The organism is Aquiluna borgnonia (genome assembly GCF_013283855.1).
Classification (GTDB): domain Bacteria; phylum Actinomycetota; class Actinomycetes; order Actinomycetales; family Microbacteriaceae; genus Aquiluna; species Aquiluna borgnonia.
In genome coordinates this window covers 1,206,535-1,222,456 of record NZ_CP054056.1, presented here as the reverse complement: position 1 = coordinate 1,222,456, position 15,922 = coordinate 1,206,535, and the positions used below count along the sequence as shown (strand labels likewise).

Below are 15,922 nucleotides of genomic sequence, written 5' to 3'. Positions count from 1 at the left end.
ATGTTCTCATAAATCGTTATCACTGCTCACTTTTCAATGTGGCACTGCGGAGGTTTTTACGATTCAGGTATGGGTAATCCCACCCTGCCGTTGAGGCGCCGATGAGCGCTCTCAAGGGGCCCGTTTCAACTGATGGAAAACTTATGCGTAGCCTGAATCTCTCTCTGATCCAACTTCCGACACTTAGCCGACAGTTGACCGCCACTACAGCTCTCGTTGCAGTGCTGACTTTTGGTTTCGGGCCTATTGAGGCGGAGGCTACCACCCCTTCCGGCGTTGCCCCTGGAACCTATCCTTGCAGCACTGCGGGAGCTTTTACGGTCTCTTACGAAGACGGTCATGTAATCGCCAGGGACCTAGTAACTGTCCCCGGACCCCCGGTGGATGGCTGTAAGGGCACGGCGGTCATTCCGGAGGGCGTCACCAAAATCGGCCTGTTTCAGTGGAACTATGATTTGTTGGAAGTCGTTATCCCGGCAAGTGTGACCGAAATAGCGCCTTACGCATTTGCCCAAAGCAGAAATTTGGCTGCAGTTTCAATCGCAGACAATTCTCTTCTCACCAGGATTCCGGAAGCTGCATTCGGCTACACCAGGCTGACTGCATTTAGGGTTCCAGCGAGAGTCACTTCTATCGGAAGCTTCGCGTTCGAAAATACATCGTCACTCACATCTGTAAGTTTTCAGGTCAACTCTCAACTTCAGACCATCGAACGAGGAGCATTCAAGGGAACGACTCTGAGCGCGATTAATCTTCCACCAAGCTTGACGACTTTGGGGAATCAAGTTTTCGAAAACGTTGCGTCTTTGAACTCGGTCACGTTCGAGGAAGGATCGCAACTAACCACTATTGGTGACTACGTATTCAACGGTATTGGCACAATCAACCCCCCGGATCCGCGTCCTACAATCGCCCTGCCTTCGACCGTGACGACCATCGGGCTTTCCCCGTTTGGCTCAAACGTCAACTTGACCATCTCAGATGCAAACCAGCATTTTTCTATTGAAAACGGGGTGCTCTTCAATAAGACTCGAACCACTTTGATCGCTTACGCTGCTTGGTTACAAGACGTAACTTACGCGATTCCAGCATCTGTTACAGCAATTGGACCAGGGGCGTTTGCTGAGAGTCGGCTACAGACAGTAAACATTCCCTCAACAGTTTCAACAATCGGCGGCTACGCATTTGCGCGCTCGAACCAGCTGACCATACTGACTTTTTCAGCAGACTCGAGCATCGCAACAATTCCGAACGCAGCGTTCCAATCAACGCGCCTGGAGTCAATTGAGATCCCCGCTAGCGTAACCATGATTCAGCAATATGCCTTCCAAAACCTTCAACGTGCCCCTGGCGCCAGCGCGGTCTCGACTCAGATAACTTTTGCACCAAACTCGGCCCTTGGGGAAATTCAGGAAAATGCGTTCGGTAGTGCGAGGCTCGGTGCCTCAATCCAAATCCCTGCAAGCGTGCACACTATTGGCAGGGAGGCCTTCTACGACAACCCTAATTTGACGAGTGTAACTTTCGCCACTGGCTCAAGCCTTCGTCAGTTGGGCAGTTCTGTTTTTAGAGACACCCGCGTTACTTCGCTCACTTTGCCGACCTTGCCCACCAGAAGTGGATACACGCTCAGGGGATGGTCAAATACAGACGATGGAAGCGTTATTCTGGATCCAACATCGGCGTCAGCATCTGTAATTGCCCGTTCAGCGCTTTATGCAATTTATCAACCTCACCCAACTGTGACTTTCGACTCGACCTTGGGTTCGGCCGTGCCAAACGTGACCTTTGCTCCGGGTGAATCGATTGACGCACCAAATGAACCAACGCGAACCGGGTTCAACTTCGCGGGATGGTCACTGACTAGTGGTGGCGAAGCTGTCACCTTCCCATACCAACCGTCAACAAATGCAAACCTGACCGTGTATGCAATTTGGAACGCTATTCCGACAATAGAGGCGGGTTCAGTTACCAATTCTCAAGTCGTCAGCATCCCGTCAGGTCTAACCGCTGCAGAGGTTCCTGCCACATCGACGCTCCCGAGGGTTCGTTTGGCCTTTACACCAACCAGCAGTTCCGCAGTGGTGACCTTGGTTCCAATAGACAACCCCGCCACCGCCACCGCCACACCGTTTCTAATTACCGGAGCGACAAAGGTTGTCGATATTCAGGTCTCGGGGATTAGCGGACCAGTGACTGTGTGTTTGGACGGATTGCCGACTGACGACATTTTCCACTACACCGCAGGAGCGTGGGTTGCACTACCACAGCGCAGTTATGTGAATGGGCAGGTGTGTGGGGTGACCGAAAGCTTCTCACCATTCACTGCAGCCCAAACTCGCGCACCAGTATCAGAAGCGCGGAGCTCACCTTTAGGTCCAAGACTTTCGGTTGTCTCTCGACTTCTAGTGTCATCTAAAGGCCAGACCTTAGCGTTGAAGGGCGTGCTCTTGAACGAGGTCGCTAGCGTCACACTTGACGGTAGAGACATCAAGGTGCTTCAGCAAACCGACAATGAAATTGTCATCGAGCTACCAGCCAAAGAAGAAGGTTTTCCTGAACTGGAACTAACTTCTTACACGAGTGGAAAAATGACCTACAACGGTTTCATTGAGGTAGTAAAGCCCTATGCGCTGACCCGCTCAATCAAGCTGACTAAGTTTGTCGGCAATCGCCCAACTCTCGCTGGCCTCTCAGCGTTGCAGAAGGTTTATCGCGCCGACACCTCGGCAAATCTGTTGAGCTGTGTTGGCAAAGTAGCCTCAAACGCCTCCGCCAAAGAAGTAATAAAGGCAGAAACTCTTGCCAAATCAACTTGTCAGCGGGTACTCAAGTACTCGAAATACATAAAGAGTGCGAATGTTCAGATCAAGAAGGTTGGGCTGGCTGGTTCAAAGCCAGTTTTGGAGATCACCTTTGATCGCACTTTGGAAGCAGCTAGGCGTTGAGAAGCCAGAAATCGAACTTTGGGTCTATGAGTTTTCCACAGGAGTCTGTGATGACGTTTGTCTTGTCGAATCGAACCGAATAGTTTGAAGTCATGCGAAAACTAACTACCAAATTTGAGATGAAGCCTGGCTACCAGGGGAGTCGATTCTCGCTGATCTTTCTGGTCCTGCTGACCTCAATCACGACTCTCCGAAGCTTGGCGCATGTCTTTTTACCGGATGGCGGTGCAAACAGCATTGCAGGGCTAGATGTGTCCGTTGCTGGTGGGTCTAACCTGATCGCCATGTTTGCGCAGTGGGGCTATACGCAGCTGCTGCTTTCGGTGATGATGTGGGGGATCCTCATCTTTGCTAGAAGTCTGGTGCCATTTGCCCTGTTGGTGCAGACCTTGGACTGGGGTGGTCGAATCTTGGTGGGTCAAATGAAGCCAATAGAAGTCGCGTCCCCACCACCGGGTGAAATCGGCAGCTACATTCTTTTGCCACTGTGCTTAATCGCACTCTGGTCTTCTTTGCCAAAGAAGCCGTAGCGCCTTCAACTAGCGCAATTGGGTCAGGGTGAAGCTTTGGTTCTCATAAACCAAATCGCCCTGCAGGCTAAAGTCACTGACTTTAGGGTCCATGGGTGAGTAGCCGGTCGGCTTAGGACCGATCGGTGGTTTCCCGGTAGGAGGTTTTCCTAGTGCTTCTCCCGTTGAGGGCTTTGAGCCACTGATGTAGGGCTCATACGGCACGCCAGCACCTTGACTAGAACCGACCTGCTCGAGGTAGTAAACGGCATCGTAGTTATCCAGATTTACATCCTGATATGAGGTCTCTTGCACCACATGTACTTCCATTTTCCACGCCACTAAAAACTCCACGCCATGTCTGGCAACAACGATGGAGTTTTCTGGAAAGTCAAACTCTTCGGCGACGACCTTAAGGTCCTTGTAAGCCTCATCGGTCATGATCGGCTGCCTCAGCCCAGCGAACATTAGAACCGAAGAGGTGATCAAGCTTGCGATTGCTAGCAACGCAGGCACAAGTTTCATGGCTGGACGCTCTGCTGCAAGCCAAATGACCATTGCCGCTATGGCTAGCGGAACAAATGAGAGTGCCATCAATCTATTTGCCCACTCCATGCCAATCAGCGGTGAAGAGAGTAGGAATGCTGAAATCAGCCCAGCGCTAGCTAGACCTAAGGACGAGTCGCTCAGTGTCTTGCGAATCTTCCAAAGCACAAAGCCCAACGCGATTGATCCAATTTGACCCACCACCAGGCTGAAGATCATCACTACATCGGTTCTGCCGCCAAAGACCACTCCCAAGCCTGGACCAAACAACATTTCCCAGGCGGGGTTAGCGAAAATAGTCGAGGGCTGAGTGACAAACTCCACAAGTCGCTCGTATCTTGCGGGCACTAGCAACGCCAGGGCAAGTAATACGCCGCCAAGAGACGCCAGAACCACCGCAACACTCTTGATCCAAAACACTCGTGGCTTGTTCCTTATGATGAAAACCAGCCAAATGGCGATGAGCATCACAGCGAGCAGCAATGTGCCGAAGTGAGATAAGGCAAGCGCTGAGAGGCATATAAGCAAATAGACAGTGGTCTTGAGCTTTGACCTCGAAGACCAGGTGAGTAATAGCCAACCAACACAGAAAACTAGCGGAATAGCAGCTGAGTTCTTAATGAAATCCCCGGTGAAGAAATACAGCTGAGTCGGATGCAATAGCACTGCCAGGATTCCCAGGGCTGGGACCCAGATCGACTTCGCAGTTCTCAGAATTAGGTAAATCGGAATTGCAGAGAGCGCTGGCAGAAGCGCATCTGATATTCGAACACCAAGTTCTATATCTCCAACCAATACCGAAATGAGCGCTTGGATCCAAAGAACCAATGGCACGTCATCAAAAGCCAAAGTGAAATCTTCTAGTAGGGAGCGCACCTGCACCCAGTAATAGGCGCCGTCAACACCTGGCAATAGCTCTCCGCCAGTCAACGACAGTTTTGCCGCTACTGCGATTAGGGCGGCAAGGACCGCCAGGCCAAGACTCCAAGATATTGGTTTGGCCAATTTGAATGACGTCATGCCTCACCTTTCGAGCGAACAGCTACATGCTGTCGATAGACCCTGTGAATAAGGTATTGGATTCTGGGCAATTGCCTGTGAGGCTATTCTTTGCAAATCAGGGGTTCTCGGCTCAACCCTCTTACGGCGGTAACATTTGCTGTTGCTCAAAGAAAGAAACCCATGACTTCTAACAGCTCAGAATCTCAAGCGCAAGAAACCTCACTCCAGGGCTGGAAGAAGAGGGTTGCTGTTTTTCTGGTTGGTCAAACAGTCACAGTCTTCGGTTCGATGTTGGTGCAGTACGCGATCATGTGGCACCTAACTCTGACCACCAAGTCCGGAACAGTTTTGGCGCTGTCAGCAGTCTTTGGCTTCCTGCCACAGGCAATCGTCTCCGTGTTTGCTGGAGTCTGGGCTGACCGCATCAACCGCAAGTTCATGATCATCGCTGCTGACCTGTCGATCGCGTTGGCAACCTTTGGGCTTGCTCTTCTGATGCTCTCTGGGGTAGATCAGCTTTGGTTGATCTTCTTGGTGATGGCGGTTAGGTCCCTTGGTGCTGGCGTGCAAAGCCCGGCTGTCTCAGCGCTATTGCCCCAGATTGTTCCGACCGAAAAGTTGATGCGAGTGAATGGAATCAACAGCAGCGTTCAGTCATCGCTGACCCTGCTCGCTCCAATTGCGGCAGCTGCCGTTTACGCAAACTTCTCACTGGTGGGAATCCTGTTTATCGATGTTGTGACCGCAATCATCGGTGTCTCGCTCTTGGCGACCATCGCAGTTCCAACTCTGGCTCGGGTAGCCAACTTGGACAAGCCTTCTTACCTGGCCGATCTGAAAGAGGGCATCAACTACACCTTCACTCATGAACTGGTGCGCTGGGTGATTGCAATCTTCGGCATTGTTTTTCTTTTGATTGTTGCCCCGTCAAACCTTTCGCCTTTGATGCTGGTTAGAAACTTCGGTGACGAAGTCTGGAAGCTAACAGTGCTGGAGATTTCTTTCGGAGTTGGCATGGTTCTAGGTGGAGCCCTGATGGCCGTGTTCGCCAATAAGTTGGATCGCATCACCACGATAATTTCAACCTCCGCGGCGTTTGGCGTCCTTGCAATCGTGATGGGCTTTTCAACAAACTTGATTTTGTTCTACAGCCTGTTCTTCCTGATCGGACTAATTGTTCCGGCCTTCTCTACCTCGGCAATGACCTTGCTGCAGGAGACAGTTGAGCCGGAGCGCCAGGGCCGAGTCTTCGGCTTTGTGGGAATCGTTATGGCGGTGGCAATGCCGCTTGGCATGGCAATTCTGGGCCCACTGGCCGATGTGGTGTCTGTGGAATCGATCTTGATTGCAACCGGTGCTCTAACCGTTGTTATCGCAGCGGTTGCGGTGCTGCTGCCCTCGGGTAAGCGGGCTATTGCAGCCGCTCACGCATCGACCGGCCAGAGCCTTGCACCCGAGCAAGCCGAAGCTCAAGACTAAAGAGCACAATTCGGCGGGAACTTTTTTCAGTGCCACTAGGTTTTACCCAGGGTTACGTCTGGAGAAAACATGAACGCTCTTATTAATTTCATCACCGGCAAAAAGACCGCATGGGTCACATTGCTAATCGGTCTCATCTTTGCTGGCTTGGCATTTGGCCCACTTCGAGCCGCCACTACAGAGACTGCCCCCACCAATGGGTTGCCAGAGACCTCTGAGACTGCCCTGGTCAACAAGGCACTTGAGAACCTTCCGGGATCCGATGCCACCGCAGCGGTATTGGTCTACAAGTCCGATGCAAAGTTCACCGAAGCTGAGATTTTGTGGCTGCAGGGCAGTTTTGACCCAACCACCCAGATGCTTGCAGGTGGCGTGAACGAGAAGTTCTTGGATATCACAAACCTTGAGGTCATGGGTGAGCCGTTTGTGCCACCGGCTCAGATCTCCGAAGACGGCAAGGTTGCCGTTGTTACCGTCCCACTTGAGAAGTCTGACGAGGTTGAGGTTGTAACCGAGCGCGTTGCTGAACTTCGTGAACTTGCTGCCGATGGCATGCCGACTACCTTCGAGGTTTACCTAACCGGTCCAGAGGGTTTCCAGGCTGATTTGAACAACGTTTTCGCAGGTGCTGACTTCACGCTCTTGCTCTCAACCGTGATCGTGGTTGCGGTTCTACTTTTGATTACCTACCGATCCCCAGTGCTCTGGCTGGTTCCACTGATTGTGGTGGGAACTGCAGATGGCATGGCCGGTCAAATTGGCCGTCAGGTTGCCACCTTCTTTGGCATGGTGCCAGATGGGTCGGTAACCGGAATTTTGTCTGTGCTGGTGTTTGGTGCCGGCACCAACTACGCACTGTTGCTAATCGCTCGCTACCGAGAAGAGCTTTTGCTTGAGGAGAACCGCCATGTAGCAATGGCCAAGGCGCTCAAGGGTGCCGGTCCTGCGATCATCGCTTCTGGTTCGACGGTAACACTTGCGCTTCTTACTCTTACCCTTGCCGAGCTTGGTGGAAACCGAACCCTTGGTTTGGTTTGTGCCTCGGGAATCATCATCGCGATGATCTCTGCGCTGGTAGTTCTACCTGCAGCTTTGGTGGTCTTTGGTCGCGGTTTGTTCTGGCCATTCGTGCCACGCTTTGGTGGAGTAAACAAGAGCCTCAATGGTCTTTGGGGCAAGCTTGGTCGCGCTGTTAGCAAGCGCCCAGCGATCATCTCCTCGGTTGGTGTTTTGATTCTTGCTGGTCTTGCCATTGGTGCCAGCGGAATCCAGGTTGGACTGTCTTCAACCGAGCAGTTCCGCGAGAAGCCGGAAGCCGTTTACGGACAGGAGATTTTGGCCGATGCTTTCCCGGCCGGTGCCACTACCCCGACAACGGTGATCGTGGACAAGGGGACCGAGGCGGATGCTGCCGCTTTGGCTGAGAGCGTTCCAGGTGTTGCAGAGGTAACCATCGGCGACACCGATGGTGAGATCGTGGCATTGAGCGTTGTGCTTGATGCCACCGCAGGGTCGGATGAGGCCTACCAGTCGATTCGCGACCTACGAGCCGAGCTTGCAACCTTGGAATCCGCTAACGCACTAGTTGGTGGTTTGGATGCCGAGACCTTGGATGTGAAGTCAACCTATGAGCGCGACCAGCTGCTAGTGATTCCACTGATCTTGATCTTGGTGTTCCTGGTCTTGGTTTTGCTACTTCGCTCACTACTTGCACCAATCATGCTGCTCACCACCGTGGTGGCATCGTTCTTCGCATCGATGGGTGCCAGCTGGTTGATCTTCGAGCAGTTACTGGGACTCCCAGCGCTTGACCTAAGCGTGTTCCTGTACTCGTTCTTGTTCTTGGTGGCCCTGGGTGTTGACTACAACATCTTCTTGGTCTCCAGAGCGCAGGAGGAGGCCGTGAAGCACGGTACTCGTGAGGGCATGGTTCGTGCGCTGAGCGCTACCGGTGGTGTCATTACCTCGGCAGGTATCTTGCTAGCGGCGGTATTCGCAGTGCTTGGAGTATTGCCCCTTATCGCGCTTTACCAGATCGGAATCATCGTCTGCATCGGTGTGCTACTTGACACCTTGCTGGTGCGAACCGTTGTGGTGCCGGCGCTCGCATTTATGACCGGCGACAAGTTCTGGTGGCCAAGAAAGAAGCTAACCGCTCCTAAATTTGGCTAAACCAAAACCCAAGCGGTGTCATTAGGCAAAAGACTTCCGTCTTTTGAAAGCGGCATAGAACTAATCACAACTTCTCCGGTGAGCTTTTTAGGTTCACTGGAGAAGTTGTGGACTATTTGGACTTTCCCGTTTTGATAGCTCAGAGCCTCGGTTTTAGAAACCCAGTCAAAGGACCCTTCGCCGAGCTGGAACTGCTTGCGAAGTTTTAGAGCAAGCTGATAGAGGGTGAGCGTTGAGCCATCTTTATCCTGCTGCTGGTCTCTTGACAAAGCTGCGTAACTATCTGGCTGAGGCAACCAGGCCTTGCCGGTTTGGTTGAAGCCATTTGATGCATTGCCCATTTCCCAGGGCAGCGGCACGCGGCAGCCATCGCGACCAACTCTTTGGCCACTGGTTCTAAAGAAGGTCGGGTCTTGGCGGTGCTCCTCGGCAATCGTGGTGTGGTCTGGAAGACCAAGTTCTTCGCCCTGGTAGAGGTAGCTGGCTCCTGGAAGCCCAAGCATGAACAAGGTCGCTGCTCTGGCTTTTTGCAACCCAAGCACGTTGTCTGGTTGCGGATTGTTTGGGCCCACGCCATCGGAGGCGGTGGTGCGGCCGTAGTCACCACCGAAGCGAGATACGTGTCGAAGCACATCGTGGTTATTGAGCACCCAGGTGCTGGGAGCACCCACCGCATCAAAGGCCTCGAAGGATTCATCGATGGCAGAAACTAGTGCCTGCCTATCCCAACCGGCATCCAAGAATCGGAAGTTGAAGGTCTGATGGAATTCATCCGGTCTTACCCAAAGCGCCATGAAGCTCAATGGCAAAACATATGCTTCCCCGCACATTGCTCGATCGCCAGGGTAGCTATCGAGAATCTTGCGCCAGTCTCTAAAGATTTCGTGCACTGAATCTTGGAACCACATTGGAGGATTCTCGCGACCCTCAATAAACCCAGCCCCAGCTTCATCAACGTATGGGTGATCTGGAAGACCCTCGGCCTTGGCCATGGCGTGAGGTTGATCCACGCGGAATCCATCAACACCGCGATCTAGCCAAAAGCGCAGAATCTTTTCAAACTCTTCTCGAACTTGCGGGTTCTCCCAGTTCAAATCTGGCTGCGAAGAGTCAAAGAGATGCGCATACCACTGGCCATCTTCGACCCTTGTCCAGGCAGGTCCACCAAACATGGACTGCCAGTTATTTGGAGGCAGCTCACCGTCATCGCCCTTGCCATCTTTGAAGTGATAGTAAGAACGTTCCCTGGATCCCGGTCCTGCCTTTAGGGCTTTTTGGAACCACTCGTGTTCGCTCGAAGAGTGGTTCGGCACCAAATCGATCATCACGCGAAGGGAAAGTCGATGGGCCTCGGTGACCATCTCGTCGAAGTCTTCAAGCGTTCCAAAAAGCGGGTCAACGCTTACATAGTCTGAGACGTCGTAACCGGCATCCTTTTGTGGGGAGCGGTAAAAAGGGCTCAGCCAAATCGCATCGATACCAAGAGCCGCCAGGGAAGACAGCCTTTGGGTGATGCCCTTGAGATCCCCCATGCCATCGCCATTTGCATCCGCAAATGAGCGTGGATAAATCTGGTAGATCGCTCCGGAGCGCCACCACTGGGCTCCTTCAACTGCTTCATGCAAAGGCATGACTAGAGCTTAATCCAGGCAACCTGGTCGTGCTCTAGTACCTCCTCGATGGTGAGGTCGTGCTGAGTGGTGGCAAGTAGCTCACCCTTTGGAAGTGAGATTGCACTTCCGGTGAAGTTAGCCAAAACCAAGACGCCGTTGTTGATGTAGGCAAGTGAGTTTTTACCAGCGTACTCATCAGCCCATTCGAGTGAACCGTGGCCCATCTGGTGGTCCTTGCGAACCTTGATAAGTCGCTTGTATAGCTCAAGAGTGGAACCTGCGACACCGCGCTGCGATGCTCGGGCATAGATCTTGTAGCTATTTGGCTGCGGCAACCAAGCCTCACCGGTGGTGTTGAATCCCATTGCTGGAGCATCTGCCTCCCAAGGAATTGGAACTCGGCAACCGTCGCGACCAACTCGCTCACCCTTGGTGCGGAAGTAGGTTGGGTCTTGACGGTACTTACCCTCCAGGGTGGTGTGCTCTGGAAGTCCAAGTTCTTCACCCTGGTAGATATATGCGCCACCAGGTAATCCGAGCATGAATGCGCTCGCTGCTCGAGCTAAGCGCTGCCCGAGAGCCTCATCTGGTTGCGGGTAGTCAGGTCCGATTCCATCGCCTTGCTTTGGAATCTCGTCGTAGGCCATGCGAGTGGCGTGGCGAATGGTGTCGTGGTTTGAAAGCACCCAGGTGCTTGGAGCACCAACGCCACCGAACTCCTTGATGGACTCGTCAACTACCTTGCGAAGTTCTGCCTTATCCCAAGGGCAGGCAAGGTAACCAAAGTTGAAGGTCTGGTGATATTCGCCAGGTCGAACCCACTGCGCCATCTTTGGGATGGTCGAAAGCCAGGCTTCGCCACACATTGCGCGGTCTTGGTATTCGTCTAGCACTTTGCGGAAGCGCCTGTTAATCTCGTGCACTCCAGGCTGACCCCAGAATGGGTGCTGGTAGTCCTTCAGCTCTTCGCTCACACCGGTCATGGTCGAGTTGTTCTCAACCACATCCGGAAGGCCAGCTTCCTTGGCCATGCCGTGGGCAACGTCAATTCGGAAACCTGCGACACCGCGGTCTAGCCAAAAGCGAAGCACCGACTCAAACTCTTCAATGACCTTTGGGTTGTCCCAGTTAAAGTCCGGCTGGGAAGAATCGAAGATGTGTAAATACCACTGACCGTCTTCGATCTGGGTCCAGGCAGGGCCGCCGAATACTGATTCCCAGTTGTTTGGAGGCAGCTCACCTTTTATCCCGGTGCCCTCGCGGAACATATACATCTCGCGCTCCTCTGAGCCCTTGCCTGCCGCAAGGGCTGCCTGGAAAAGCGGGTGCTGATCGGAGGAGTGGTTTGGAACCAGGTCAACGATTACTCGAATCCCCATCGAGGTGGCCTTAGCCAACATCACGTCAAAGTCGGCCAGGGTTCCAAATAGTGGGTCAATGTCCTTGTAGTCGGAGACGTCGTAACCGGCGTCCTTCTGCGGAGACTTAAAAAACGGAGAGAACCAGATGGCGTCAATACCAAGCTCTTGAAGCTCGCCCATGCGCTGGGTGATGCCCTTGAGGTCACCCATGCCATCGCCATCGCCATCGGCGAAGGAACGTGGGTAGATCTGGTAAATAACGGCAGAGCGCCACCACTCCCTACCGATTTCGGAATCAAGCAAAAGATTTTCAGACATGAGCCGAATTTTAGAACGCCAAAACCACTAGTCAACCAACGCCTCGCAGCGGTACGCAATTAGTCCCAGACGGGTTGTGCCCTTGTAAATCTTGACTGTAAACGCTTACAGCATTGTCTGAACTCCATGCCAACAACCCGCCACGTTATTGACTTGTTATCTATGCAAGCGTTTACAGATTTGACCAGTCAGTAAATCTGGCGTGAACTTGTGAAGTCTGCCAACGACGGCAGGCGCATTTTCAATTGAAAGGCATCCAATGAAATTCAGCTCACGTGGCCTAAAGGCCGCCGCTGCGGTTTTCGCTACTGCATCGCTTCTCGGTGCTGGACTGCTCCCAGCTCAGGCTGCTCCAAAAACCATCACGGTTTGGGCAGATGAGACTCGCGGTCCTCAGCTAAAGTCCTTGATCGATGGAAACACCACCATCGCTCCTGGATACGTAATCAAAGTTAAGTTCTTCTCCTCCCTAACCGCTCTTCAGAGCGCTTGGGATAAGGCAACTGCAGCTGGTGGTCCAGACGTGCTGACCGGCCCTGCATCGTTCACCTCGGGCGCCAAGAGCGGCCGCCTGCTGCCACTGCTATACAGCAAGACTGCTCAGGTTCAGATGCCAGCAGCTTCCAAGCAGGCACTGTCCTACAAGGGTCGCACCTACGGTGTAGCGCTTGACGTTGACACCACCGCCATGTACTGGAACACCGCTTTTGGTGCGGCTCCAAAGACCATGGACGAGATGTTCAAGACCTACCAGGCTCAGAAGGCCGCCGGTAAGGTCACCGGTGGAATCTGTGCATTTGACGGCACCTGGGGTGCTCAGCCAGTGCTCACGGCCCTAGGCGGCGGAGCTTACGGCTTCACCAACAACTCTCCCGATGCAGGCAAGGTTCTAATCAACTCAGCCGCATTCAAGGCCAACATGAAGAAGTACCTGGTTGGCGCTGACGGCAAGAGCACCGGCTTCCTGAAGTGGGATGGCTGTGGCGATGAGTTCAAGGCTGGCAAGATGCTTGCTGCTAACACCGGTGCTTGGAACCTAGATGGCATCACCACCGCTGGAATCAAGTTCACCCTGCAGGCAGTTCCTGGCCTGACCGCTGGATCAAAGGGTCAGCAGTGGGTTAACTACTCAGGCGCTTGGGTAACTTCCTACGCACGCACCCACGGTGTTGAGCTAGGCGCCAAGAAGCTGGTTATCGACTGGATGGCATCGCAGGACGGCCAGATTGCTATGTACGCAGCTTCCGACCGCCCACCAGCCAACGTAAAGGCTGCTGCTGCAGTAAAGAGCACCAACACCAAGTCGTTCGCCAAGGCTGCCGCTACCGGTATGCCACAGTTCAGCACCTGGCTGGACGACAAGACTGGTGGATCCAACTGGTACGACACCCTAGGTTCAACTCTGACCAACATCTTGGTCAAGGGTGAGCCAGTGGACTCGACCCTGGACGCAGCCGCTGCGATTCTGAAGAAGAACTTCGCAAACGCAGCTAAGTAGTAACTAGTCACAAAGGTGATGGGGGCTGGCGTCAGCTGGCCCCCATTACTCTGAAAGCAGGAACATGTCCTCCCTCACACAACCAAACCTTCGAGTCAGACTCTTGCCGATAGTTCTCAAAATTCTGATTCTGAGTTTGATTGCATCCATCCTCGGATACATGACCTACGTGGCCTTTTTGGCTGGTGAAACGGTCATCGGATCGGTTTTGGCGCTGGTCATGCTGGGATCGTTTGTGGTCTACGGATCTCGAAAAATGATCCCGCTCAAGTTCCTGTTTCCCGGAATCGTGCTTCTCGCAGTGTTTGTTGTAACACCGATTCTCTACACGGTTCTGATGTCCGGCTTTGTCTATAAAACCGGAAATGAAATCACGCGCGAAGAGGCGCTGCTTCAAATTTATGAAACCGGTTATGTTCCGGATGAAAACTTCACCGCCTACTACATGACCCTCGGTAAATACGAGGGGGAGTATGCAGCGCTGCTAACTGATGCCAGCACCGGTGTGAACTACCTCGGGGCGAATGGCCTGGCAACTGTTCTTGAAGATGGCCAGGTTGAGTTGGATGAATACGGATCCGCTGTTGGCCTTGAGGGTTTCACCCCGGTTTCCTTCGAAGAGGCCGCTGCGGATGAGGCTTCGATTATTGACCTGAGGTTTGCATTTGATGACGGCAGCTTCATCCGCCCCGAGTCGCTGGATGCTGCAAGCCTTACGGTTCAGGCCTTCAAATTTGATGTTGCGACTGGAAAGCTCGTCGATTCAGTAAATGGCATAACGTATGTGGACAACGGCAATGGAAACTTCGTCAACGAGGCGGATCCGCAGTCCAAGCTCTACCCGGGCTGGAGAGCCTTCAACCCGCTAGAGAACTACGTCTCGCTGCTGACCGATCCGGTCATCAGGGGGCCGTTCATAAATGTGTTCATCTGGACCTTCAGCTTTGCCCTGATATCTGTCACAACAATGTTTGCAGCCGGTCTGGCTCTAGCCATTGCGCTTGATAAAAAAATCCCGCTTCGCAATTTCTACAAGTCGATTTTGATCCTGCCCTATGCCATCCCAAGCTTCATGTCGATCCTGATTTGGAACGGCATGTTCAACCGAGACTTCGGTGCCGTCAATCAGTTGATCGGCGTGAATATCGACTGGTACAACGATGCACTGCTTGCCAAGCTGGTGATTATCATCGTGAACCTCTGGCTCGGCTTCCCCTACTTCTACCTGATTTCCTCGGGTGCCCTTCAGGCCCTACCGGGAGAGCTTGAGGAGGCTGCCGCCATCGATGGCGCAAGCCCAACCCAAATCATGGCTCGGATCAAGCTGCCCCTTTTGCTGCAAATCCTCTCACCGCTTTTGATTGCCTCGTTCGCGTTTAACTTCAATAACTTCAACATCGTCTATCTACTAACCAATGGTGGGCCGGTTGATGTGCTCAAGGGTGAAACGGCGGGAGCAACGGACATCTTGATTACCTACGCTTACAAGACCGCATTCGGCTCAGCAGAGCAGAACCTGGGTCTAGCCTCGGCAATCAGCGTGATCATGTTCTTGATAGTTGGCGCACTTTCACTTTGGAGTTTGCGCCGTTCCAAAGTCCTAGAGTCGGTGATGTAAATGAAGCGAGCTAATTTCCTATCTTCACTTTGGAAGCATGCTTACGCCTGGGTCCTGATCCTGTTCTCCGTGTTCCCCATCTACGTGGTGATTGTGAGCTCATTTGACCCAACCGGTGGTTTGGCCTCATCGTCGCTTTTGCCGCAGCGCTTTAGTTGGGAGAACTACGAAATTCTTTTTAGCTCCCCGACCATTCCGTTCATGACCTGGATTTTGAATTCCAGCTACATAGCCGTGCTCAACGCAATACTTTCAATAGTGATCGGAGCCTTCTCGGCTTTTGCATTCTCGAGGCTTAGATTCAAAGGACGCAAGGCCGGCCTTCAGGCTCTGCTTTTGGTCCAGGTATTTCCAGCGTTTTTGGCCCTGGCCGCCATCTACGTGATGATGGAGCGGGTTTACACAATCTTCCCCGGGATTGGTCTTGGTAGTCACGGTGGACTGCTGCTGATTTACCTCGGCGGCTCCATGGGAGTGAACGCTTGGCTGCTCAAGGGTTTCATCGACTCAATTCCCATGGAGTTGGATGAGGCGGCAAAGATTGACGGGGCAACTCCGTTCCAAATCTTCTGGCAAATCTTTGTTCCGCTCTCCGCACCGGTGCTCGCCGTCACGGCGCTGCTGTCTTTTATTGGAACCTTCAATGAGTTCGTGCTGGCGAGCCTGTTCCTGCAGGATGTTCAATTGCGAACCGTTGCGGTTGGACTGCAGTCCTTCGTAGGTGCGCAGTTTGGCGCTAACTGGGGTCCATTCGCGGCCGGATCGATTCTGGCCTCGGTGCCTCTTGTCGCACTGTTCCTCTTCGCCCAGCGCTACATCATAGGAGGACTCGTGTCCGGATCTGTGAAGGGTTAGCAG

Annotated in this window: 10 protein-coding genes; 7 read left to right on the top strand and 3 right to left on the bottom strand. The window is 53.1% G+C overall.

The features are described 5' to 3' along the window. Nucleotides 1-194 precede the first annotated feature (194 nt). Both HRU87_RS06245 and HRU87_RS06240 read left to right on the top strand, forming a co-directional pair. Nucleotides 195-2,948 carry a leucine-rich repeat protein gene (locus tag HRU87_RS06245; protein WP_213086388.1) on the top strand — a complete coding sequence of 918 codons (2,754 nt, stop codon included), beginning with the start codon at nt 195-197 and terminating at the stop codon, nt 2,946-2,948. Between the two features lie 92 nt (nt 2,949-3,040). Beyond that, nucleotides 3,041-3,478, top strand: a complete 438-nt coding sequence (locus tag HRU87_RS06240) for a hypothetical protein (RefSeq protein WP_173494053.1) — start codon at nt 3,041-3,043, stop codon at nt 3,476-3,478. A 9-nt stretch (nt 3,479-3,487) separates the two neighbouring features. Here HRU87_RS06240 and HRU87_RS06235 read toward each other — a convergent pair whose 3' ends face one another. Continuing rightward, nucleotides 3,488-5,023 carry a glycosyltransferase family 39 protein gene (locus HRU87_RS06235; RefSeq protein ID WP_173494052.1) on the bottom strand — a complete coding sequence of 512 codons (1,536 nt, stop codon included), beginning with the start codon at nt 5,021-5,023 and terminating at the stop codon, nt 3,488-3,490. 162 nt (nt 5,024-5,185) lie between these two features. On the opposite strand from HRU87_RS06235, the gene HRU87_RS06230 reads away from it, so the two are divergent. Together HRU87_RS06230 and HRU87_RS06225 are read left to right on the top strand one after the other, a co-directional pair. Beyond that, nucleotides 5,186-6,484 (top strand): MFS transporter, encoded by a 1,299-nt coding sequence (locus HRU87_RS06230; RefSeq protein WP_173494051.1) that lies wholly within the window; start codon nt 5,186-5,188, stop codon nt 6,482-6,484. A 69-nt stretch (nt 6,485-6,553) separates the two neighbouring features. Continuing rightward, nucleotides 6,554-8,656, top strand: coding sequence for an MMPL family transporter (locus tag HRU87_RS06225; protein ID WP_173494050.1), 2,103 nt, complete (start codon nt 6,554-6,556; stop codon nt 8,654-8,656). Here the strand turns inward: HRU87_RS06225 and HRU87_RS06220 are convergent. Both HRU87_RS06220 and HRU87_RS06215 read right to left on the bottom strand, forming a co-directional pair. Further along, a complete protein-coding gene (locus HRU87_RS06220; protein ID WP_173494049.1) occupies nt 8,653-10,287 on the bottom strand; it encodes a glycoside hydrolase family 13 protein in 1,635 nt (544 codons plus the stop codon). The genes HRU87_RS06225 and HRU87_RS06220 overlap by 4 nt on opposite strands. 2 nt (nt 10,288-10,289) lie before the next feature. After that, entirely contained in the window at nt 10,290-11,948 is a 1,659-nt protein-coding gene (locus tag HRU87_RS06215; protein WP_173494048.1) for a glycoside hydrolase family 13 protein, read from the bottom strand. Between the two features lie 259 nt (nt 11,949-12,207). Here HRU87_RS06215 and HRU87_RS06210 point away from each other — a divergent pair, with 259 nt between their 5' ends. From HRU87_RS06210 to HRU87_RS06200, 3 genes are all read left to right on the top strand, one after another. Continuing rightward, nucleotides 12,208-13,446, top strand: coding sequence for a sugar ABC transporter substrate-binding protein (locus tag HRU87_RS06210; RefSeq protein ID WP_173494047.1), 1,239 nt, complete (start codon nt 12,208-12,210; stop codon nt 13,444-13,446). 64 nt (nt 13,447-13,510) lie between these two features. After that, entirely contained in the window at nt 13,511-15,064 is a 1,554-nt protein-coding gene (locus tag HRU87_RS06205) for an ABC transporter permease subunit (protein ID WP_173494046.1), read from the top strand. Next, nucleotides 15,065-15,919: a sugar ABC transporter permease gene (locus tag HRU87_RS06200; RefSeq protein ID WP_173494045.1), complete on the top strand. Its 855-nt coding sequence runs from the start codon at nt 15,065-15,067 to the stop codon at nt 15,917-15,919. Nucleotides 15,920-15,922: the final 3 nt, after the last annotated feature.

Bases quoted from the DNA above. Each gene is read 5' to 3' on its own strand.
- HRU87_RS06235 (WP_173494052.1), bottom strand. From the start codon at position 5,023: ATGACGTCATTCAAATTGGCCAAACCAATATCTTGGAGTCTTGGCCTG.
- HRU87_RS06220 (WP_173494049.1), bottom strand. From the start codon at position 10,287: ATGCCTTTGCATGAAGCAGTTGAAGGAGCCCAGTGGTGGCGCTCCGGA.
- HRU87_RS06210 (WP_173494047.1), top strand. From the start codon at position 12,208: ATGAAATTCAGCTCACGTGGCCTAAAGGCCGCCGCTGCGGTTTTCGCT.
- HRU87_RS06230 (WP_173494051.1), top strand. From the start codon at position 5,186: ATGACTTCTAACAGCTCAGAATCTCAAGCGCAAGAAACCTCACTCCAG.
- HRU87_RS06200 (WP_173494045.1), top strand. From the start codon at position 15,065: ATGAAGCGAGCTAATTTCCTATCTTCACTTTGGAAGCATGCTTACGCC.
- HRU87_RS06240 (WP_173494053.1), top strand. From the start codon at position 3,041: ATGCGAAAACTAACTACCAAATTTGAGATGAAGCCTGGCTACCAGGGG.
- HRU87_RS06205 (WP_173494046.1), top strand. From the start codon at position 13,511: ATGTCCTCCCTCACACAACCAAACCTTCGAGTCAGACTCTTGCCGATA.
- HRU87_RS06225 (WP_173494050.1), top strand. From the start codon at position 6,554: ATGAACGCTCTTATTAATTTCATCACCGGCAAAAAGACCGCATGGGTC.
- HRU87_RS06215 (WP_173494048.1), bottom strand. From the start codon at position 11,948: ATGTCTGAAAATCTTTTGCTTGATTCCGAAATCGGTAGGGAGTGGTGG.